The organism is Streptomyces syringium, assembly GCF_017876625.1.
In the GTDB taxonomy this organism is placed as follows: domain Bacteria; phylum Actinomycetota; class Actinomycetes; order Streptomycetales; family Streptomycetaceae; genus Streptomyces; species Streptomyces syringius.
Map to the genome: position 1 here is coordinate 7,210,153 of NZ_JAGIOH010000001.1, position 20,866 is coordinate 7,231,018.

Annotated in this window: 1 protein-coding gene (cut by a window edge); it reads left to right on the forward strand. The window is 73.4% G+C overall.

Going from position 1 to position 20,866, the window contains the following annotated elements; all coding sequences use genetic code 11:
• A protein-coding gene (locus JO379_RS34320; protein ID WP_209518061.1) for a type I polyketide synthase crosses the window boundary here: on the forward strand, window positions 1-20,866 show its 5' portion. The gene runs 11,462 nt beyond the window's last position; the window shows 20,866 of its 32,328 coding nt (coding positions 1-20,866); its start codon is at window positions 1-3; its stop codon lies beyond the right edge, outside the window.

Genomic DNA, 20,866 nt, shown 5'->3' on the forward strand with positions numbered 1-20,866 from the left:
ATGAACACCTCCACCAACCAATACGTCGAAGCGCTGCGGTCGTCCCTGAAGGAAATCGAGCGGCTGCGGCAACAGAACCAACAACTGGTCGCTGCGGCGGTGGAACCGATCGCGGTCGTCGGCATCGGCTGCCGCTTCCCGGGAGGTGTGGCCTCACCGGAGGACCTGTGGCGACTCGTCGCCGAGGGCCGCGACGCGATCACCGACTTCCCCACCGACCGGGGCTGGGACCTGGGCGCCCTCGCGGGCGACGGCCCCGGCAGCAGCCTCGCCCAGCAGGGCGGGTTCGTCTACGACGCGGCCGAGTTCGACCCCGGCTTCTTCGGCATCTCCCCCCGTGAGGCGGTGGCGATGGACCCCCAGCAGCGCATGCTGCTGGAGGTGTCCTGGGAGGCGCTGGAGCGGGCCGGCATCGACCCCGCGTCCCTGCGGGAGAGCCAGACGGGTGTGTTCGTCGGCACCACCGGCCAGGACTACAGCACCGTCATCAACGGCTCCGACGAGGACGCCGAGCTGTACTCCACCACCGGGCACGCGGCGAGCGTCATCTCCGGGCGGCTGTCCTACACGCTCGGCTGCGAAGGCCCCGCCGTCACCGTCGACACGGGCTGCTCGGCGTCGCTGGTCGCCCTGCACCTGGCCGCGCAGGCGCTGCGCGGCGGCGAGTGCAACCTCGCCCTGGCCGGCGGTGTGACGGTGATGTCGACGCCCGGCGCGTTCGTCTCCTTCACCGCGCAGAACGGCCTGGCCGCCGACGGCCGGTGCAAGTCGTTCTCCGAGGACGCCGACGGCACGGGCTGGGGCGAGGGCTCCGGCATCCTCATCCTGGAACGCCTCTCCGACGCCCAGCGCAACGGCCACCCGGTGCTCGCGGTGCTGCGCGGCTCGGCCGTCAACCAGGACGGCGCCTCCAACGGCCTGACCGCCCCCAACGGCCCCTCCCAGCAGCGGGTGATCCGCGCCGCCCTGGAGAACGCGCACCTCGCGCCCGCCGACGTGGACGCGGTCGAGGCCCACGGCACCGGCACGACCCTCGGCGACCCGATCGAGGCCCAGGCCCTCCTGGCCACCTACGGTCAGGACCGGGAACGCCCGCTGCTGCTCGGCTCGCTCAAGTCCAACATCGGTCACGCCCAGGCCGCTTCGGGCGTCGCCGGTGTGATCAAGATGGTCATGGCGATCCGCAACGGCGTCCTGCCCCGGACGCTGCACCTGAACCAGCGGTCGTCGCACGTGGAGTGGTCGGCGGGCTCGGTGGAGCTGCTGACGGAGTCCGTGCGGTGGCCCGACGCGGGCCGGGTGCGCCGGGCGGGCATCTCGTCCTTCGGCATCAGCGGCACGAACGCGCACCTCATCGTCGAGCAGGCCCCGGCCGCCCCGTCACCGGCCGCCGAGGAGCCGACGGTGACGCCGGGCGTCGTGCCGTGGGTGGTGTCCGGCAGGTCCCCGGCGGCGCTGGACGCGCAACTGGACCGCATCACGACGTTCGCGTCGGAGCACCCCGACGCCACGCCGCTCGACGTGGGCCTCTCGCTCGCCGGCCGGTCGGTGTTCGAGTACAGCACGGTGCTGCTGGCCTCCGGCGAAGGCGTCGTCGAGGCCGCCCGCGGGGTGGCCGCGGCGGACGAGCGCCTGCTCGCGGTGGTGTTCTCCGGCCAGGGCTCGCAGCGGCTCGGCATGGGCCGCGAACTGTACGGCCGCTTCCCCGTGTTCACCGAGGCGCTGGACGCGGTGCTCGCCGAGCTGGACCCGCTGTTGGACCGCCCCCTGCGGGACGTGATGTGGGGCGACGACGCCGCGGCGCTGGACGAAACCGGTTTCACGCAGCCCGCGCTCTTCGCCATAGAGGTCGCGCTGTACCGCCTGGTCGAGTCGTGGGGCGTCACCCCGGACTTCGTGGCCGGTCACTCCATCGGTGAGATCGCGGCGGCCCATGTGGCGGGGGTGTTCTCGCTGGTGGACGCCTGCCGTCTGGTGGCCGCGCGGGGTCGTTTGATGCAGGCGCTGCCGTCCGGTGGTGCGATGGTGGCGGTGCAGGCGACCGAGGAGGAGGTGCTGCCGCTGCTGACCGACGGAGTGTCGATCGCGGCGGTCAACGGCCCCTCGTCGGTGGTGGTCGCGGGGGAGGAGGCTGCGGTTCTCGGCCTCGCCGGCCGTCTCGCCGCCGACGGTCGTAAGACGTCGCGGCTGTCGGTGTCGCACGCCTTCCACTCGCCGCTCATGGAGCCGATGCTCGACGACTTCCGCACCGTCGTCGCCGGCCTGACGTTCCAGGCACCGTCGATCCCGGTGATGTCCAACCTCACGGGCCGCACGGCCACCTCGGAGGAGATCCGCACCCCGGAGTACTGGGTGCGGCACGTCCGCGAGGCCGTGCGCTTCGCCGACGGGGTACGGGCCCTGGTGGCCGAGGGCGTCGGCACCCTGCTGGAGCTCGGCCCCGACGGGGTCTGCTCGGCGATGGCCGCCGAGTCGGTGCCCGAGGGCACCGTGGTGGTGCCCGTCCTGCGCAAGGACCGGCCCGAGGAGACCGCGGCCGTGACGACGCTGGCCCGGCTGCACGTCGGCGGCGTCCGCGTGGACTGGCAGGCGTTCTTCGCCGGCACCGGCGCCCGCCGGGTGGACCTGCCCACCTACCCGTTCCAGAACGAGCGGTTCTGGCCCGCGGGCGTCGCCGGCAACACCGGCGACATGCGTGCCGCCGGCCTGGCCTCCGCCGGGCACCCCCTGCTCGGTGCCGCGGTCGAACTGGCCAACGGCGAAGGCGCGCTGTTCACCAGCCGCCTCTCGGTCCAGTCGCACCCGTGGCTGGCCGACCACGTCGTCCAGGGCCGGGTGCTGCTGCCCGGCACGGCCTTCGTGGAACTGGCGATCCGTGCCGGTGACGAGGTCGGCTGCGACCGCGTCGAGGAGCTGGCGCTGGCCGCCCCGCTGGTCCTGCCCGCACAGGGCGCCATCCAGTTCCAGGTGCGGGTCGGCACGGCCGACGACGCCGGGCGCCGGACCGTGGGCATGTACTCGCGGGCCGAGGGTGCCCTCGACGCCCCGTGGTCCGCGCACGCGACCGGTGTCCTCGCCCCCGGCACGGGCACGGCCGCAGCCGGCTTCGACACCACCGTGTGGCCGCCGGCCGGCGCCGAGCCGGTGGACCTGGACGGCTGCTACGAACGCCTCTCCGAGATCGGCTTCGACTACGGACCGCTGTTCCGGGGCCTGCGGGCCGCGTGGCGGCGCGGCGACGAGGTGTTCGCCGAAGTGAGCCTGCCCGAGGGCGGGGAGGCCGACGCGGCCGCGTTCGGCCTCCACCCCGCGCTGCTCGACGCCGCCCAGCACGCCGCCGCCTTCGGCGACCTCGGCGCGATCAGCCACGGCGGACTGCCGTTCTCCTGGGAGGGCGTGTCCCTGCACGCCTCCGGCGCCTCGGCCGTACGGGCCAGGCTGTCCCGCACCGGCGAGGACATGGTCTCGATCGCCGTCGCGGACACCACCGGCGGCCTCGTCGCCACCGTCGACTCCCTGGTCTCCCGCCGCGTGCCCACCGAGCAGCTGACCGAGGCCGACTCCGTACGCCGGGACTCCCTGTTCCGCGTGGAATGGTCCGCCGTACGGGCCGAGCCCGTGACGGCCACCGGACCGGTCGCCGTCGTCGGCACCGACACCGCCGCCCTGACCGACGCGCTGCGCGCCACCGGCACTACCACCGACGTGTACGCCGACCTGGACGCCCTGTTCACCGCGGGCACCCCGGTGCCCGACGTCGTGCTCGTCCCCGTGACCGGCGAGCCGGGCGCGGAGCAGGCCGCGGCGACGCACGCCGTGACCGGCGCCGTCCTGGGCCTGGCGCAGCGCTGGCTGACCGACGAGCGGTCCGCCGACGCGCGCCTGGTCTTCGTGACCCGAGGCGCGGTGGCCGTTGCCGGAGACGCCCCCACCGACCTCGCCGCGGCCGCCGCGTGGGGCCTCGTGCGCTCCGCGCAGACCGAGAACCCGGGCCGCTTCGGCCTGCTGGACCTCGACACCACTGCCGCCTCGCTCACCTCCGTACCGGCCGCGCTGGCCGTCGACGAGCCGCAGCTGGCGGTCCGCGACGGACAGCCGCTGGCCGCCCGACTGGCCCGTCTCTCGGTGCCGGACACCACCCCCGAGGCCGTCTGGGACCCCGACGGGACGGTCCTGGTCACCGGCGGCACCGGCGGCCTGGGCGCCGTGCTGGCCCGTCACCTCGTCACCGGCCGCGGTGCCCGACGGCTGCTGCTCGTCAGCCGCCGGGGCCTTTCCGCCGCAGGCGCCGAGGAACTGGTCGCCGAACTCACCGCACAGGGCGCAGACGTGCGCGTCGCCGCCTGCGACGTCTCCGACCGCGCCGCGCTGACCGGGCTGCTGGAGACCATCGACGACGCCCACCCGCTGCGGGCCGTCGTGCACACCGCGGGTGTCGTCGACGACGGTGTCATCGGCTCCCTGACCCCCGAGCGCCTGAGCGCCGTGCTGCGGCCCAAGGTCGACGCGGTGTGGAACCTGCACGAGCTGACCCGCGACGCGGACCTGACCGCCTTCGCCGTCTTCTCGTCGGTGTCCGCCACCCTCGGCAGCGCGGGACAGGGCAACTACGCGGCGGGCAACGCCTTCCTCGACGCCCTCGCCGCCCACCGCCGCGCCGCGGGCCTGCCGGGCGTGTCCCTGGCCTGGGGCCCCTGGACCCAGTCGGTGGGCATGACGAGCGAGCTGACCGACGTGGACGTCGAGCGCATCGCCCGGCTGGGCATGCCGCCCCTCTCCGTCGAACAGGGCGTGACACTCTTCGACGCGGCCCTGGCCGGTACGGAGCCCGTGGCACTGCCGGTACGCCTCGACCTGCCGGCGCTGCGCGCCAAGGGCGACATCCCCCCGCTGCTGCGCGGACTCATCCGGGTCCCCACCCGCCGCGCCGTCGCCCAGTCCTCGAACGCCGTCGACTCCCTCGTGCAGCGACTCGTCCCCCTCACCGGTGAGGAGCGCCGCGAGGTCCTGCTGGACCTGGTGCGAAGCCAGGTGGCCCTGGTGCTCGGCCACGCCGGCGCGGGCTCCGTCGACGTGGCCCGCCAGTTCCAGGACCTGGGCTTCGACTCCCTGACCGCGGTCGAACTGCGCAACCGCCTCAACACGGCGTCCGGCCTGCGACTGCCCGCGACCCTCGTCTTCGACTACCCGACCCCGGGAGTCCTGGCCGACTACCTGCTGGACGAGCTGTTCGGCGCCGAGGCGGAAGCGGCCGCCCCCGTCCCCGTACGGGCCACGACCCCCGTCGCCGACGACCCGATCGTGATCGTCGGCATGGCATGCCGGTACCCCGGTGACGTGGACTCGCCGGAGGACCTGTGGCAGATGGTCACCGAGGGCGCCGACGCGGTCTCCGGCTTCCCGGTCAACCGTGGCTGGGACATCGACGGTCTGTACGACCCCGACCCGGACCACCCGGGCAGGACCCACGTCCGGCACGGCGGCTTCCTGCACGACGCGGGCGAGTTCGACGCCGAGTTCTTCGGCATGAGCCCCCGCGAGGCCCTCGCCACCGACTCCCAGCAGCGTCTGCTGCTGGAGACGTCGTGGGAGGCCATCGAGCGGTCCGGGATCGACCCGGTGAGCCTGCGCGGCAGCCAGACCGGTGTCTTCGCCGGCGTGATGTACAACGACTACGGCAACGCCCTGACGGGCGAGGAGTTCGAGGGCTTCCGGGGCAACGGCAGCGCGCCGAGCGTCGCCTCCGGCCGCGTCTCCTACACCTTCGGGCTGGAGGGCCCGGCGGTCACGGTCGACACGGCGTGCTCGTCGTCGCTGGTCGCCATGCACTGGGCGGCCCAGGCCCTGCGCGCCGGCGAATGCTCGCTGGCGCTGGCCGGCGGTGTGACGGTCATGTCCACCCCCAACACCTTCGTGGAGTTCTCACGTCAGCGCGGCCTGGCCGCCGACGGCCGCTGCAAGGCGTTCTCCGACTCGGCCGACGGTGTCGGCTGGTCGGAGGGTGTCGGCATGGTGGTGCTGGAGCGGCTGTCCGACGCCCGGCGCAACGGCCACCAGGTCCTCGCGGTACTGCGCGGCTCGGCCGTCAACCAGGACGGTGCGTCGAACGGGCTGACCGCCCCCAACGGACCCTCGCAGCAGCGCGTCATCCGCCAGGCCCTCGCGAGCGGCCACCTGTCGTCGACCGACGTGGACGTCGTCGAGGCGCACGGTACGGGTACGACGCTGGGTGACCCGATCGAGGCGCAGGCACTGCTGGCCACCTATGGCCGGGACCGGGACGGGGAGCGTCCCCTGCTGCTCGGTTCGGTGAAGTCCAACATTGGTCACACGCAGGCCGCGGCCGGCGTGGCCGGTGTCATCAAGATGGTCATGGCCATGCGGCAGGGTGTCTTGCCGCGCACGCTGCACGTGACGGAACCTTCGACACACGTGGAGTGGTCGGCGGGCTCGGTGGAGCTGCTGACGGAGCAGACGGCCTGGCCCGAGGGCCGGGTGCGGCGGGCGGGTGTCTCGTCGTTCGGTATCAGCGGGACGAACGCCCACGTCATCGTCGAGCAGGCACCGTTCGCCGACGCGCCGGCCCCGGAGCCGACGGTGTCACCGGACGTGGTGCCCTGGGTGGTGTCGGGCCGGACCGAGGCCGCGCTGGACGCGCAGCTGGACCGGATCACGACCTTCGCGGCCGAGCGCGCCGACATCGCGCCCGTGGACCTGGGCCTCTCCCTGGCGACCTCACGGTCGCTGTTCGGGCACCGTGCGGTGTTGTTGTCGTCGGCTGACGGTGTGGTCGAGGCGGCGCGTGGTGTGGCGGCGGTCGATCGTCCGCTGGCGGTGCTGTTCTCGGGTCAGGGTGCGCAGCGGCTGGGGATGGGCCGGGAGCTGTACGAGCGTTTCCCGGTGTTCGCGGAGGCGCTGGATGTGGTGCTGGCGGAGCTGGAGCCGTTGGTGGAGGGCTCGCTGCGTGAGGTGATGTGGGGTGATGATGCCGGGGCGTTGAACGAGACGGGTTGCACGCAGCCCGCGTTGTTCGCGGTTGAGGTGGCGTTGTTCCGTCTGGTGCGTTCGTGGGGTGTGAAGCCGGACTTCCTGGCGGGTCATTCGATCGGTGAGGTGACGGCCGCGCATCTGGCCGGTGTGTTCTCGCTGGCGGACGCCTGCCGACTGGTCGCGGCGCGAGGCCGTTTGATGCAGGCGCTGCCTGCGGGCGGTGCGATGGTGGCCGTGCAGGCGACCGAGGCCGAGGTGCTGCCGTTCGTCACTGACGAGGTGTCGGTCGCGGCGGTCAACGGTCCGTCGTCGGTGGTCGTCTCGGGTGCCGAGGACGCGGTGCTGGAGCTCGCCGGCCGTCTGTCGGCTGAAGGTCGTAAGACGTCGCGGTTGTCGGTGTCGCATGCGTTCCACTCGCCGCTGATGGAGCCGATGCTGGAGGACTTCCGCGCGGTGGTCGAGGGCTTGGCCTTCGCTGAGCCGTCGGTGCCGGTGGTCTCGAACCTCAGCGGGCAGGTGGCTACCCCCGAGGAGCTGTGCTCGCCCGAGTACTGGGTGCGCCACGTCCGTGAAGCGGTCCGCTTCGCCGACGGGATACGGACCTTGGCGGCCGAGGGCGTCGGAACGTTCCTGGAGCTGGGTCCGGACGGTGTGCTGTCCGCGATGGCCGCCGAGTCGGTGGCCGAGGAGACCGTGACGGTCCCGGTTCTGCGCAAGGACCGCCCGGAGGAGACGGCCGTCGTCACCGCTCTCGCACGGCTCCAAGTGCAGGGTGTACCGGTCGACTGGGAGGCGTTCTTCGCCGGGACCGCCGCCCGCCGGGTGGACCTGCCCACCTACGCCTTCCAGCACGAGCGGTTCTGGCCTGCGGGGATGCTGAGCAACCCCGGCGACATGCGGGCCGTGGGGCAGGCGTCCCCCGGACACCCGCTGCTCGGTGCCGCCGTGGAACTGGCCGACGGCGAAGGCGCGTTGTTCACCAACCGTCTGTCGGTGCGGTCGCACCCGTGGCTGGCCGACCACGCCGTGATGGGACGCGTGCTCCTCCCGGGCACGGCCTTCGTCGAGCTCGCGATCCGCGCCGGTGACGAGGTCGGCTGCGACCGGATCGAGGACCTGGCGCTCGCCGCGCCGCTCGTCCTGCCCGAGCGCGGCGCGGTCCAGCTCCAGGTGCGGGTCGGCGGGGCCGACGACGCCGGACGCCGGTCCGTGGGCGTGTACTCGCGGATCGAGGGCGCGGTGGACGTGCCGTGGACCCAGCACGCGATGGGTGTGCTGGTCCCGGGGACCGGTGCCGCCGACGCCCCGTTCGACGCGACGGTGTGGCCGCCGGCCGGCGCCGAGCCGGTGGATCTGACCGACTTCTACGAGGCCCGCGCCGAGGACGGGTTCGCGTACGGGCCCGAGTTCCAGGGGCTGCGGGCGGCGTGGCTGCGCGACGGCGAGGTGTTCGCCGAGGTCGGCCTGCCCGACGCGGCGCAGGCGGCCCCGGACGCGTTCGGTCTGCACCCGGCGCTGCTCGACGCGGTGCTGCACGCGGGCGGACTGCTCGGCTCGGAGCGCCAGGCGGTGCCCTTCTCGTGGGAGGGCGTGTCGCTGCACGCCTCCGGCGCCTCCACCGTGCGGGTCAGGGTGTCGCGCGCCGCGGACGGTGCCCTGGCGATCGACATCGCCGACACCTCGGGCGCTCCGGTCGCCACCATCGACTCGCTGCTGGCCCGGGAGATCTCGGCCGACCAGCTCGCCGAGGCCGACACCCGGGACCGTGACTCCCTCTTCCGCCTGGAGTGGTCCCCGGTAGCGGCCGACATCGCGATCGTGGGACCGGTGGCTGTCGCCGGGGCCGATGTCCTCGGCCTGTCCGAGGCGCTGCGCGCCGCGGACGTCGACGTCACGGTGCACCCGGACCTCGGGGCGCTCGCGGCCTCGGACGGTCCCGTGCCGGGCGTAGTCCTGGTGCCCGTCATCGGCGATGCCGACGCGACCGTGATCGACGCCACGCACGAGGCGACGGCCCTGGCCCTGGGCCGGCTGCAGCAGTGGCTGGCCGACGAGCGGTTCGGCGGTTCGCGTCTGGTGTTCGTGACGCGGGGTGCCGTGGCCGTGGACGCCGGTGGCGTCGCCGACCTGGCCGCATCCTCCGTGTGGGGCATGGTGCGTTCGGCGCAGACGGAGAACCCCGGCTGCTTCGGCCTGGTCGACCTGGACGCGTCCGTGTCGTCGGCGGCCGGACTGCCGGGCGCGCTCGGTACGGACGAGCCGCAGCTGATCGTCCGCGATGACGAGATCATGGCGGGCCGGCTGGCCCGTACCGCGTCGAGCGGCGGGCTCGTCCCGCCGGCCGACGGGCCGTGGCGCCTGGGCAGCCGGGCGAAGGGCAGCCTGGACGGCCTCGAACTGGCCCCCTGCCCGGAGGTGCTGGAGCCGCTGACCGGGCGCGACGTACGGATCGGGGTACGGGCGGCCGGGCTGAACTTCCGCGATGTGCTGAACGCGCTGGACATGTACCCCGGTGACGCCGGTGTCTTCGGCTCCGAGTCCTCCGGCGTCGTCCTCGAGGTCGGCCCCGACGTGACGGGGCTGCGCCCCGGCGACCGCGTCATGGGCGTGGTGGTCGGCGGCTTCGGCTCGCTGGTCGTCGCCGACGAACGGCGTCTGGCGCGTGTGCCCGACGCCTGGTCGTGGGAGACGGCCGCTTCGGTGCCGCTGGTGTTCCTCACCGCGTACTACGGGCTGGTCGAGCTGGCCGGTCTGCGGCGGGGCGAGAAGGTCCTGATCCACGCCGGCGCGGGTGGCGCGGGCATGGCGGCGATCCAGATCGCCCGCCACCTGGGCGCGGAGGTCTTCGCCACGGCGAGCGAGGGCAAGTGGGACGTCCTGCGCGCGCTGGGCGTGGCCGACGACCACATCGCCTCCTCGCGCACCACCGACTTCGAGGCGGCGTTCGCGGCCGTCGCGGGCGACGGCGGTATCGACGTCGTACTGAACTCCCTGGCAGGGGAGTTCGTGGACGCGTCACTGCGGCTGCTGACCCCCAGCGGTCGCTTCATCGAGATGGGCAAGACCGACATCCGGGACGCGGCGGACCTGCGGGACATCCGCTACGTGTCGTTCGACCTGGGATGGGTGGACCCTGCCCACATCCAGCCGATGTGGGACGCCCTCATGGGGCTGTTCGACGCGGGCGTGCTGAGTCCGGTCCCGGTCAGGACGTGGGACATCCGGCGGGCACGCGACGCGTTCCGCTACATGAGCCTCGCCAAGCACGTCGGCAAGATCGTGCTGAGCCTGCCCCGCGCCTGGGACCCGGACGGCACGGTGCTGATCACCGGTGGTACCGGTGGTCTCGCGGCCGAGCTGGCCCGCCACTTGGTCACCGAGCGTTCGGTTCGTCATCTGCTGTTGGTCAGTCGTCGTGGTCCGGACGCTCCGGGTGCGGTGGAGCTCCGTGAGGAGCTGACGGCGCACGGCGCCGAGGTCAGCGTTGTCGCGAGTGACATCGCCGACCGTGCCGCCGTGGCGGGTCTGCTGGCCGGGATCCCGGCCGAGCACCCGCTGACGGCCGTGGTGCACACGGCGGGTGTCCTGGACGACGGTGTCATTGCCTCGCTCACCCCCGAGCGACTCGCCACCGTGCTCCGCCCGAAGGTCGACGCCGCCTGGCACCTCCACGAACTGACCCGCGACCTCGACCTCGCCGCCTTCGTGACGTTCTCGTCCGTGTCCGGCACGTTCGGTGGCGCGGGACAGGGCAACTACGCGGCGGGCAACGCCTTCCTGGACGCGCTCGCCCACCACCGCGCCGCCCAGGGCCTGCCCACGGTCTCCCTGGCGTGGGGCGCGTGGGAGCAGGGCGCGGGCATGACCAGCACCCTCGACGACCGCGACATCCGCCGCGCCGCCGACGCGGGCATGCCGCTGCTGTCGGTGGAAGAGGGACTGGCACTGTTCGACGCCGCCCTGGCCACCGGTGAACCCGCCGTGCTCCCCGTACGGCTGGACCTCCCGGTGCTGCGCACGCGCGGCGAGGCCCCCGCGCTGCTGCGCGGCCTGATCCGCGACCGCTCCCGGCGCACCGCGGTGGCCGGGCCCGCCGCCACGGCCGACCTGCCGCAGCGGCTGAGCAGGCTGGAGCGGGCCGAACGGCTCGAAGCCCTCCTGGACCTCGTGCGCGCCCAGGCGGCCCTGGTGCTCGGTCACGCGAGCGGTGACGACGTCGACCCGGAGCGGGCGTTCCGCGACCTCGGCTTCGACTCCCTCACGGCCGTCGAGCTGCGCAACAAGCTGAACACCGCGACCGGGCTGCGACTGCCCGCCACGATGGTCTTCGACTACCCCACCGTCGGGGTGCTGGCGGACCACCTGCTGGAGGAGCTGACGGGCCCGGACACCGAGCCGGCCCTCGCGGAACCCACCCGAACGGTCACCCAGGCGGACGACCCGATCGTGGTCGTCGGCATGAGCTGCCGCTACCCCGGAGGGGTCAGCTCCCCCGAGGACCTGTGGCGGCTCGTCTCCGAGGGCGGCCACGCGATGTCGGGCTTCCCGACCAACCGCGGCTGGGACCTCGACTCCCTCTACGACCCCGACCCGGAGCGGACGGGGACCGTCTACACCCGGTCCGGCGGGTTCCTGCACGACGCCGGCGAGTTCGACCCCGGGTTCTTCGGGATGAGCCCGCGCGAGGCGATGGCGACGGACATCCAGCAGCGGCTGCTGCTGGAACTCTCCTGGGAGGCCGTCGAGCGGGCCGGCATCGACCCGGTGACGCTACGCGGCAGCCAGACCGGTGTCTTCGCCGGTGCCATGCACAACGGCTACGGTGCGACGCTGGCAGGTGAGGAGTTCGAGGGCTTCCGCGGCAACGGCAGCGCCCTGAGCGTGGCCTCCGGCCGTATCTCGTACACCTTCGGTTTCGAGGGCCCGGCGGTCACGGTGGACACGGCGTGCTCGTCGTCGCTGGTGGCCATGCACCTGGCCGCGCAGGCCCTGCGCAGCGGTGAGTGCTCGCTCGCGGTGGCCGGTGGTGTGACGGTGATGTCGACTCCCGAGACGTTCGTGGAGTTCGCCCGCCAGCGCGGTCTCGCACCCGACGGTCTGTCCAAGGCGTTCTCGGACTCGGCCGACGGTGTCGGCTGGTCCGAGGGCGCGGGCATGGTCGTACTGGAGCGGCTGTCCGACGCCCGGCGCAACGGTCACCCCGTGCTCGCCGTGCTGCGCGGCTCGGCCGTCAACCAGGACGGTGCGTCCAACGGTCTGACGGCTCCGAACGGTCCGTCGCAGCAGCGCGTCATCCGCCGGGCCCTGGCCAGCGGCGGTCTGTCCCCGGCCGACGTCGACGCGGTCGAGGCCCACGGCACCGGCACCAAGCTCGGCGACCCGATCGAGGCGCAGGCACTCCTGGCGACCTACGGCCGGGACCGGGACGCCGAGAGCCCGCTGTGGCTCGGCTCGGTGAAGTCGAACCTCGGCCACTCCCAGGCCGCGGCCGGTGTGGCCGGTGTCATCAAGATGGTGATGGCGATGCGGCACGGTCTGCTGCCGCGCACCCTGCACGTCACCGAGCCCTCGACGCATGTCGACTGGTCGGCGGGCGCCGTGGAACTGCTCACCGAGCCGGTCGAGTGGCCCGACTCGGGCCGTGCGCGACGCGCGGGTGTGTCGTCCTTCGGTATCAGCGGCACCAATGCGCATCTGATCCTGGAGCAGCCCCCGACCGCCGACGAACCCCTCACCGAGGGCAACGTTCCCGACGGCACGGCTCCCGACGCCGCCGCTGTTGACGCCGCCGCGACGGAGCCCGGCCTCGTGCCGTGGGTGCTGTCGGGCAAGTCACCGGAGGCACTGCGCGGCCAGGCGGCACGCCTGCTGTCGCACGTCCAGGCGCTCTCCGCGCCGCGCCCGGCCGATGTGGCCTTCTCCCTCGCCACCCAGCGCACGGGCTTCGAACACCGGGCCGTCGTCCTGGCCGGTGACCTCGCGGACGCGGTGCGGGAGCTGGCGGCCCTGGCCGGCGACGATCCCGGTGCCGCGACGGTCAGCGGCTCGGTCTCGGGCGGCAAGCTCGCGTTCCTCTTCTCCGGGCAGGGCAGCCAGCGGATCGGCATGGGCCGCGAGCTCCACGAGCGCTTCCCCGTCTTCGCCGAGGCCCTGGACGCCGTACTGGCCGAGCTGGAGCCGCTGCTGGGCACCTCGCTGCGTGAGGTGATGTGGGGTGACGACGCCGGCCCGCTGAACGAGACCGGTCACACCCAGCCCGCCTTGTTCGCGGTCGAGGTGGCGCTGTTCCGGCTGGTCAGCTCGTGGGGGGTGCGGCCGGACTTCCTGGCCGGGCACTCCATCGGCGAGCTGGCCGCCGCCCACGCGGCGGAGGTGCTGTCCCTGGCGGACGCGTGCCGCCTGGTGGCCGCGCGCGGCCGGCTGATGCAGGCGCTGCCCACGGGCGGCGCGATGGTGGCCGTCCGGGCCACCGAGGCCGAGGTACTGCCGCTGCTGACCGAGAAGGTGTCGATCGCCGCGGTCAACGGCCCCTCGTCCGTGGTGATCGCCGGTGCCGAGGCCGAGGTGCTGGGCCTCGCGGGCCGCCTCGCGGCGGAAGGTCGTAAGACATCGCGCCTGTCGGTGTCGCACGCCTTCCACTCGCCGCTGATGGAGCCGATGCTGGAGGACTTCCGGGCGGTGGTCGACAGCCTGTCGTTCGCCGAAGCCACGGTCCCGGTGGTCTCCAACCTCACGGGCCGGCCCGCCACTTCGCAGGAGCTGCGCTCCCCGGAGTACTGGGTGCGGCACGTCCGCGAAACGGTCCGCTTCGCCGACGGCGTGCGGACGCTCGCCGACCACGGTGTGACGACCTTCCTCGAGCTGGGCCCGGACGGTGTGCTCTCCGCCATGGCCCAGGAGTCCCTGTCCGAGGGGACGGCGACCGTGGTGCCCGTACTGCGCGGGAACCGGCCCGAGGAAGCGGCCGCGCTCACCGCACTGGCCCGTGTGCACACCGCCGGAGTCCCGGTGGACTGGGCCGGGTTCTTCGCCGGGACGGGCGCCCGCCGGGTGGAGCTGCCGACGTACGCGTTCCAGCGGCAGTGGTACTGGCCGACCGGTTCGACCGGGGCGGCGAACGCGGCCGCCGTCGGCCTCACCTCGGTCGGCCACCCGCTGCTCAACGGCGCGGTGGAACTGGCCGACGGCGAAGGGGTGCTGTTCACCGGCCGCCTGTCGCTCCAGTCGCACCCGTGGCTGGCCGATCACGCCGTGCTGGGCCGCGTCCTGCTGCCGGGAACGGCCCTGCTGGAGCTGGCGATCCGCGCCGGTGACGAGGTCGACTGCGACCGGGTGGAGGAACTGACCCTGGCCGCACCGCTCGTGCTGCCGGAGCACGGCGCCGTACAGGTACAGCTGCGCGTCGGCGTCGCCGACGACACCGGCCGCCGTACCGTCACGGTCCACTCCCGGCCCGAGGGCGCCGACGAACAGTCCTGGTCGCAGCACGCCTCGGGTGTGCTCGCCGGCGGCGTGCAACCGGCCGGCACGGACTTCGACGCCGTGGTGTGGCCGCCGACGGGTGCCGAGCCGCTCGACGTGACGGGCTGCTACGAGCGGTTCGCCGAGCTCGGCTTCGCGTACGGCCCGGTGTTCCGGGGCCTGCGGGCCGCATGGCGGCGCGGCGACGAGGTGTTCGCCGAGGTCGTACTGTCCGACGACGTCCAGGCGGACGCCGCCGCGTACGGTCTGCACCCCGCTCTGCTGGACGCGGCCCTGCACGCCTCCCTGCTCGCCGGCGACGGCGGCGAGGGCGGGCTGCCGTTCTCCTGGGAGGGCGTCACGCTGCACGCCACCGGCGCGTCGGCACTGCGGGTACGACTCTTCCGGACCGGTGCGGACACGGTGTCGATCGCCGTGGCCGACACCACCGGAGAGCCCGTCGCCTCGGTGGACTCCCTGCTCGTACGGGCCGTTTCGGGCGAGCAGCTGAGCGATGCGGCATCGCTGAGCCGCAACGCGCTGTTCCGGACCGACTGGGTTCCCGTGCGGGCCGAGGCCGTGGCCGACCGGCCGACGGCCGTGGCCGGACCGGACGTCCTCGGCCTGGCCGACGCACTGACGGCGACCGGAACGAATGTCGCGGTCCACCGCGATCTGGCGTCGCTGGTGGCATCCGATGCCCCGGTACCCGGTGTGGTGCTGGTGGGCGTCGCCGGGCGCACGGACACCGCACCGGTGGCCGCCGCCCACGAGACGACCACGGAGGTCCTGGGCCGGCTGCAGGAATGGCTGGCCGAGGAGAGGTTCGTCGGCTCGCGCCTGGTGTTCGTCACCCGCGGCGCGGTCGGCGGCGCCGACCCGGCCGCCGCGGCCGTATGGGGTCTGGTGCGTTCGGCGCAGACGGAGAACCCCGGGTGCTTCGGCCTGGTCGACCTCGACGACGCGTCGTCCGTGGAGTTCCTGCCCGCGGCGCTCGGCGCGGACGAGCCGCAGGTGACCGTCCGCGACGGTGAGGTCCTGGCGGGCCGACTGACGCGGATGACCGCGGGCCTGCCGGACGCGGGCCCCGACTGGGGACCGGACGGCACGGTACTGATCACCGGCGGCACGGGCGGCCTCGGCGCCGTCCTCGCCCGCCACCTGGTCGCCGAGCGCGGCGTGCGGCGGCTGCTGCTCGCCAGCCGGCGCGGCGGCGAGAGCGCCGGAACCGTCGAACTGGTCGCCGAACTGGCGGCCCACGGCGCCGACGCCCAGGTCGTGGCCTGCGACGTCGCCGACCGCGACGCGCTGGCCGCGCTCCTCGCCGCACACCCGGTGTCTGCGGTCGTACACACCGCGGGCGTGCTGGACGACGGTGTCATCGGCTCGCTGACCCCCGAACGCATGGCGGCGGTACTGCGGCCCAAGGTCGACGCCGCGTGGAACCTGCACGAGCTGACCCGCGACCTGGACCTGTCGGCGTTCGTGGTGTTCTCCTCGATGTCCGGCCTCCTGGGCGGCGCCGGTCAGGGCAACTACGCGGCCGGAAACGCCTTCCTGGACGCACTGATGGAACACCGGCGCGCCGAGGGGCTGCCCGGTGTGTCACTGGCGTGGGGCCCCTGGGACCGGACGGGCGGCATGACCGGCACCCTGGCCGACGCGGACGCCGAGCGCCTCGCGCGCTCCGGCGTGCCGCCGCTGTCGGCGGAACAGGGCGTGACGCTGTTCGACGCGGCCCTGGCCACCGACGCGCCCGTGGTGGTGCCGGTGCGGCTGGACCTGCCCGCGCTGCGCGCCCAGGGCGAGGTGCACGCGCTGCTGCGCGGCCTGGTCCGCACCCGTTCCCGCCGGGCCGTCGTGGCCGGGTCGGGCACGGCCGCCGGCCTCGTGCAGCGGCTGGGCCGTCTGGATGGCACCGAGCGGCACGAGGTGCTGCTGGACCTGGTCCGCGGCCAGGTCGCCCTGGTGCTCGGCCACGCGAAGGGCGACGAGGTCGACCCCGGACGGGCCTTCCGCGACCTCGGCTTCGACTCGCTCACGGCGGTCGAGCTGCGCAACCGGCTGAACACCGCGACCGGACTGCGGCTGCCCGCCACGCTGGTCTTCGACTACCCGTCCGTGCGGAGCCTGGCTTCGTACATCCTCGACGAGCTGATGGGCGGACCGGACGCCGAGCCGGTCGTGCCGAAGCTCTCGCGGACCGCGGTGGCCGACGACCCGATCGTCGTGGTCGGCATGGCCTGCCGGTACCCGGGCGGGGTGAGCTCGCCCGAGGACCTGTGGCGGCTCGTCACCGAGGGCACCGACGCGATCTCCGACTTCCCGGCCAACCGTGGCTGGGACGTCGACGGTCTGTACAACCCGGACCCGGAACACGCCGGTACGTCGTACACCCGCTCCGGCGGATTCCTGCACGACGCGGGTGAGTTCGACCCGGAATTCTTCGGGATGAGCCCGCGTGAGGCCCTCGCGACCGACTCGCAGCAGCGTCTGCTGCTGGAGGCGTCGTGGGAGGCGTTCGAGCGGGCCGGTATCGATCCGGCGTCGCTGCGCGGCAGCCAGACCGGTGTCTTCGCCGGCGTGATGTACAACGACTACGGCAACGCCCTGACGGGCGAGGAGTTCGAGGGATTCCGCGGCAACGGCAGCGCCGCGAGCGTCGCCTCCGGCCGGGTGTCCTACACCCTGGGCCTGGAGGGCCCGGCGGTCACGGTGGACACGGCGTGCTCGTCGTCGCTGGTCGCCATGCACTGGGCCGCTCAGGCGCTCCGAGGCGGCGAGTGCTCGCTGGCGCTGGCCGGTGGTGTGACGGTCATGTCGACGCCGTCGGTGTTCGTGGAGTTCTCGCGTCAGCGCGGCCTGGCCGCCGATGGTCGCTGCAAGGCGTTCTCCGATTCGGCCGATGGTGTGGGCTGGTCGGAGGGTGTCGGCATGCTGGTGCTGGAGCGTCTCTCCGACGCCCGGCGCAACGGCCACCAGGTCCTCGCGGTCGTCCGCGGCAGCGCGGTCAACCAGGACGGTGCTTCGAACGGTCTGACGGCTCCGAACGGTCCGTCGCAGCAGCGGGTGATCCGCCAGGCGCTGGCGAGCGGCGGTCTGTCCCCTGAGGACGTGGACGCGGTGGAGGCGCACGGTACGGGTACGACGCTGGGTGACCCGATCGAGGCGCAGGCACTCCTGGCGACGTACGGCAGGGACCGTGACGGGGAGCGTCCGCTGCTGCTCGGTTCGGTGAAGTCCAACATCGGTCACACGCAGGCCGCGGCCGGTGTCGCCGGTGTCATCAAGATGGTCATGGCCATGCGGCAGGGTGTCCTGCCGCAGACCCTGTACGCCGACACCCCGTCCTCGCACGTGGACTGGGAGGCGGGCGCGGTCGAGCTCCTGACGGAGAACACCGCCTGGCCCGAGGCCGATCGGGTACGCCGGGCGGGCGTGTCGTCGTTCGGTATCAGCGGCACCAACGCGCACGTCATCGTCGAGCAGGCCCCCTCGGTGAAGGAGCCGAGCCGGGAGCCGGTGGTTTCGCCGGGCGTGGTGCCGTGGGTGGTGTCCGCCAGGACCGAGGCTGCGCTCGACGCCCAGGTGGACCGGCTGCGGTCCTTCGCGGCGGACGACACGGCGGCGACTTCGGTCGACGTCGGGCTCTCGCTGGCCACGGGCCGGTCGCTGTTCGACCACCGCACGGTGCTGCTGGCCTCGGACGACGGCGGCCTGACCGAAGCGGCACGCGGCGTTGCGACCGGCGAGGGACCGCTGGCGGTGTTGTTCTCGGGTCAGGGTGCGCAGCGGCTGGGGATGGGCCGGGAGCTGTACGAGCGTTTCCCGGTGTTCGCGGAGGCGCTGAATGCGGTGCTGGCGGAGCTGGAGCCGCTGGTGGAGGGCTCGCTGCGTGAGGTGATGTGGGGTGACGACGCCGGTCCGCTGAACGAGACGGGTTGCACGCAGCCCGCGCTGTTCGCGGTCGAGGTGGCGCTGTTCCGTCTGGTGGAATCGCTGGGCATCACCCCGGAGTTCGTGGCCGGTCATTCGATCGGTGAGGTGGCGGCCGCGCATGTGGCCGGTGTGTTCTCGCTGACGGACGCCTGCCGACTGGTGGCGGCGCGAGGCCGTTTGATGCAGGCACTGCCTGCGGGCGGTGCGATGGTGGCCGTCCAGGCGACCGAGGCGGAGGTGCTGCCGTTCCTCACCGACGAGGTGTCGGTCGCGGCGGTCAACGGTCCGAACGCGCTGGTCATCGCCGGTGCCGAGGACGCGGTGCTGGAGATCGCGGGTCGTCTGGCGGCCGAGGGTCGTAAGACGTCGCGGTTGTCGGTGTCGCATGCGTTCCACTCGCCGCTGATGGAGCCGATGCTGGAGGACTTCCGCGCGGTGGTCGAGGGCTTGGCCTTCGCTGAGCCTTCGGTGCCGGTGGTTTCCAACCTCACCGGACTGGTGGCTACTGCCGAGGAGATCTGCTCTCCGGAGTACTGGGTACGCCACGTCCGCGAGGCCGTGCGCTTCGCCGATGGGGTACGGACCCTGGTAGGTGAGGGTGTCGGAACGTTCCTGGAGCTGGGTCCGGACGGTGTGCTGTCCGCGATGGCCGCCGAGTCGGTGCCTGACGGTACTGCCCTCGTGCCGGTCCTGCGCAAGAACCGCCCGGAGGAGACGGCTGCCGTCACCGCGCTGGCCACGCTGCACGTCCAGGGTGTCCCCGTCGACTGGTCGGCGTTCTTCGCCGGGACCGGTGCCCGCCGGGTCGACCTGCCCACGTACGCGTTCCAGCGTCAGTGGTTCTGGCCGGCCGGTACGGCGCTGTCGGTGGTGGACGCCACCGCGGTGGGTCTCACGCCCGCCGGGCACCCGCTGCTCAACGGCTCGGTGGAGCTCGCGGTCGGCGAAGGGGTGCTGTTCACGAGCCGGCTGTCGGTGCGGTCGCACCCCTGGCTGGCCGATCACGTGGTGATGGGACGCGTGCTCCTCCCGGGCACGGCCTTCGTGGAGCTCGCGATCCGTGCTGGTGACGAGGTCGGCTGCGACCGGATCGAGGACCTGACCCTGGCCGCCCCGCTGGTCCTGCCCGAGCAGGGTGCGGTGCAGGTGCAGGTCTCGGTGGGCGCACCCGACGAGTCGGGCAGGCGCGTCGTGGAGGTCCACTCGCGGCCCGAGGGCGCGGTGGACGCGCCCTGGGCACAGCACGCCACAGGTGTGCTCACGGAGGGACCGGCTGTCACCCACGCCGGCTTCGACGCCGAGGAGTGGCCGCCGGCCGGAGCCGAGCCGGTGGAACTGGACGGCTGCTACGAGCAGTTCGCCGAGGAGGGCTTCCAGTACGGACCGGCCTTCCAGGGCCTGGAGGCGGCATGGCGCCGGGGCGACGACGTCTTCGCCGAGGTGCGGCTGCCCGAGAGCGTCGAGCGCGACGCAGACGGCTTCGGCCTGCACCCCGCCCTGCTCGACGCGGCCCTGCACGCCGCACTGCCGGCCGCGGCCGGCACGGAGAGCGGCGGGCTGCCCTTCTCGTGGGAGGGCGTCTCGCTGTACGCCTCCGGCGCCTCGGCGCTGCGCGTCCGGCTGTCCCCGGCCGGTGAGAACGCTCTCGCGATCACGATGGCCGACGCTTCGGGCGCGCCCGTCGCGTCGGTGGAATCCCTGTTGGTCCGCGCGGTGTCGGGCGAGCAGCTCAGCGGCTCGGAGGCACCGGCCCGCGACGCGATGTTCCGGGTGGACTGGACGCCGGTGCGGGTGGCCGAATCGGCCGGTACCGAGTCGGTGGCGCTGGTGGGGCCGGACGGGTTCGGGCTGGTGGAAGCCCTGCCGGGCATGGCTCCGCACACGGACCTGGCGTCGGTGGCTGCCGCTACGACTCTGCCGGATGTGGTCCTGGTCCCCGTGGCCGGAGTGTCCGGCGACGACACGGTCGGCTCCGTCCACGGTCTGGTGGCCCGGACGTTGGGTCAGTTGCAGGCGTGGCTGGAGGAGGAGCGGTTCGCCGGTTCGCGTCTGGTGTTCGTGACGCGTGGCGCGGTGAGCGGCACTGATCTGGCCGCCGCCTCGGTGTGGGGTCTGGTGCGTTCGGCTCAGACGGAGAACCCGGGCCGCTTCGGCCTGGTGGACCTGGACGCGGCCGCTACGTCCCTGGCCGTACTGCCGCAGGCCCTTGCAGTGGATGAACCGCAGCTGGTCATTCGCGAGGGCGGGATCACGGCCGCGCGACTGGCCCGGGTACCGGGCGCAAGCTCCGAAGCGGCGGTCTGGGACGCCGAGGGCCGGGTGCTCGTCACCGGCGGCACCGGCGGTCTGGGAGCGCTGCTGGCGCGGCACCTCGTGACCGAACACGGTGTGCGGCAGTTGCTGCTCGTCAGTCGCCGGGGCCTTGGCGCCGATGGAGCCCGTGACCTGGTCGCAGAGCTGGCGGAGCTGGGTGCCG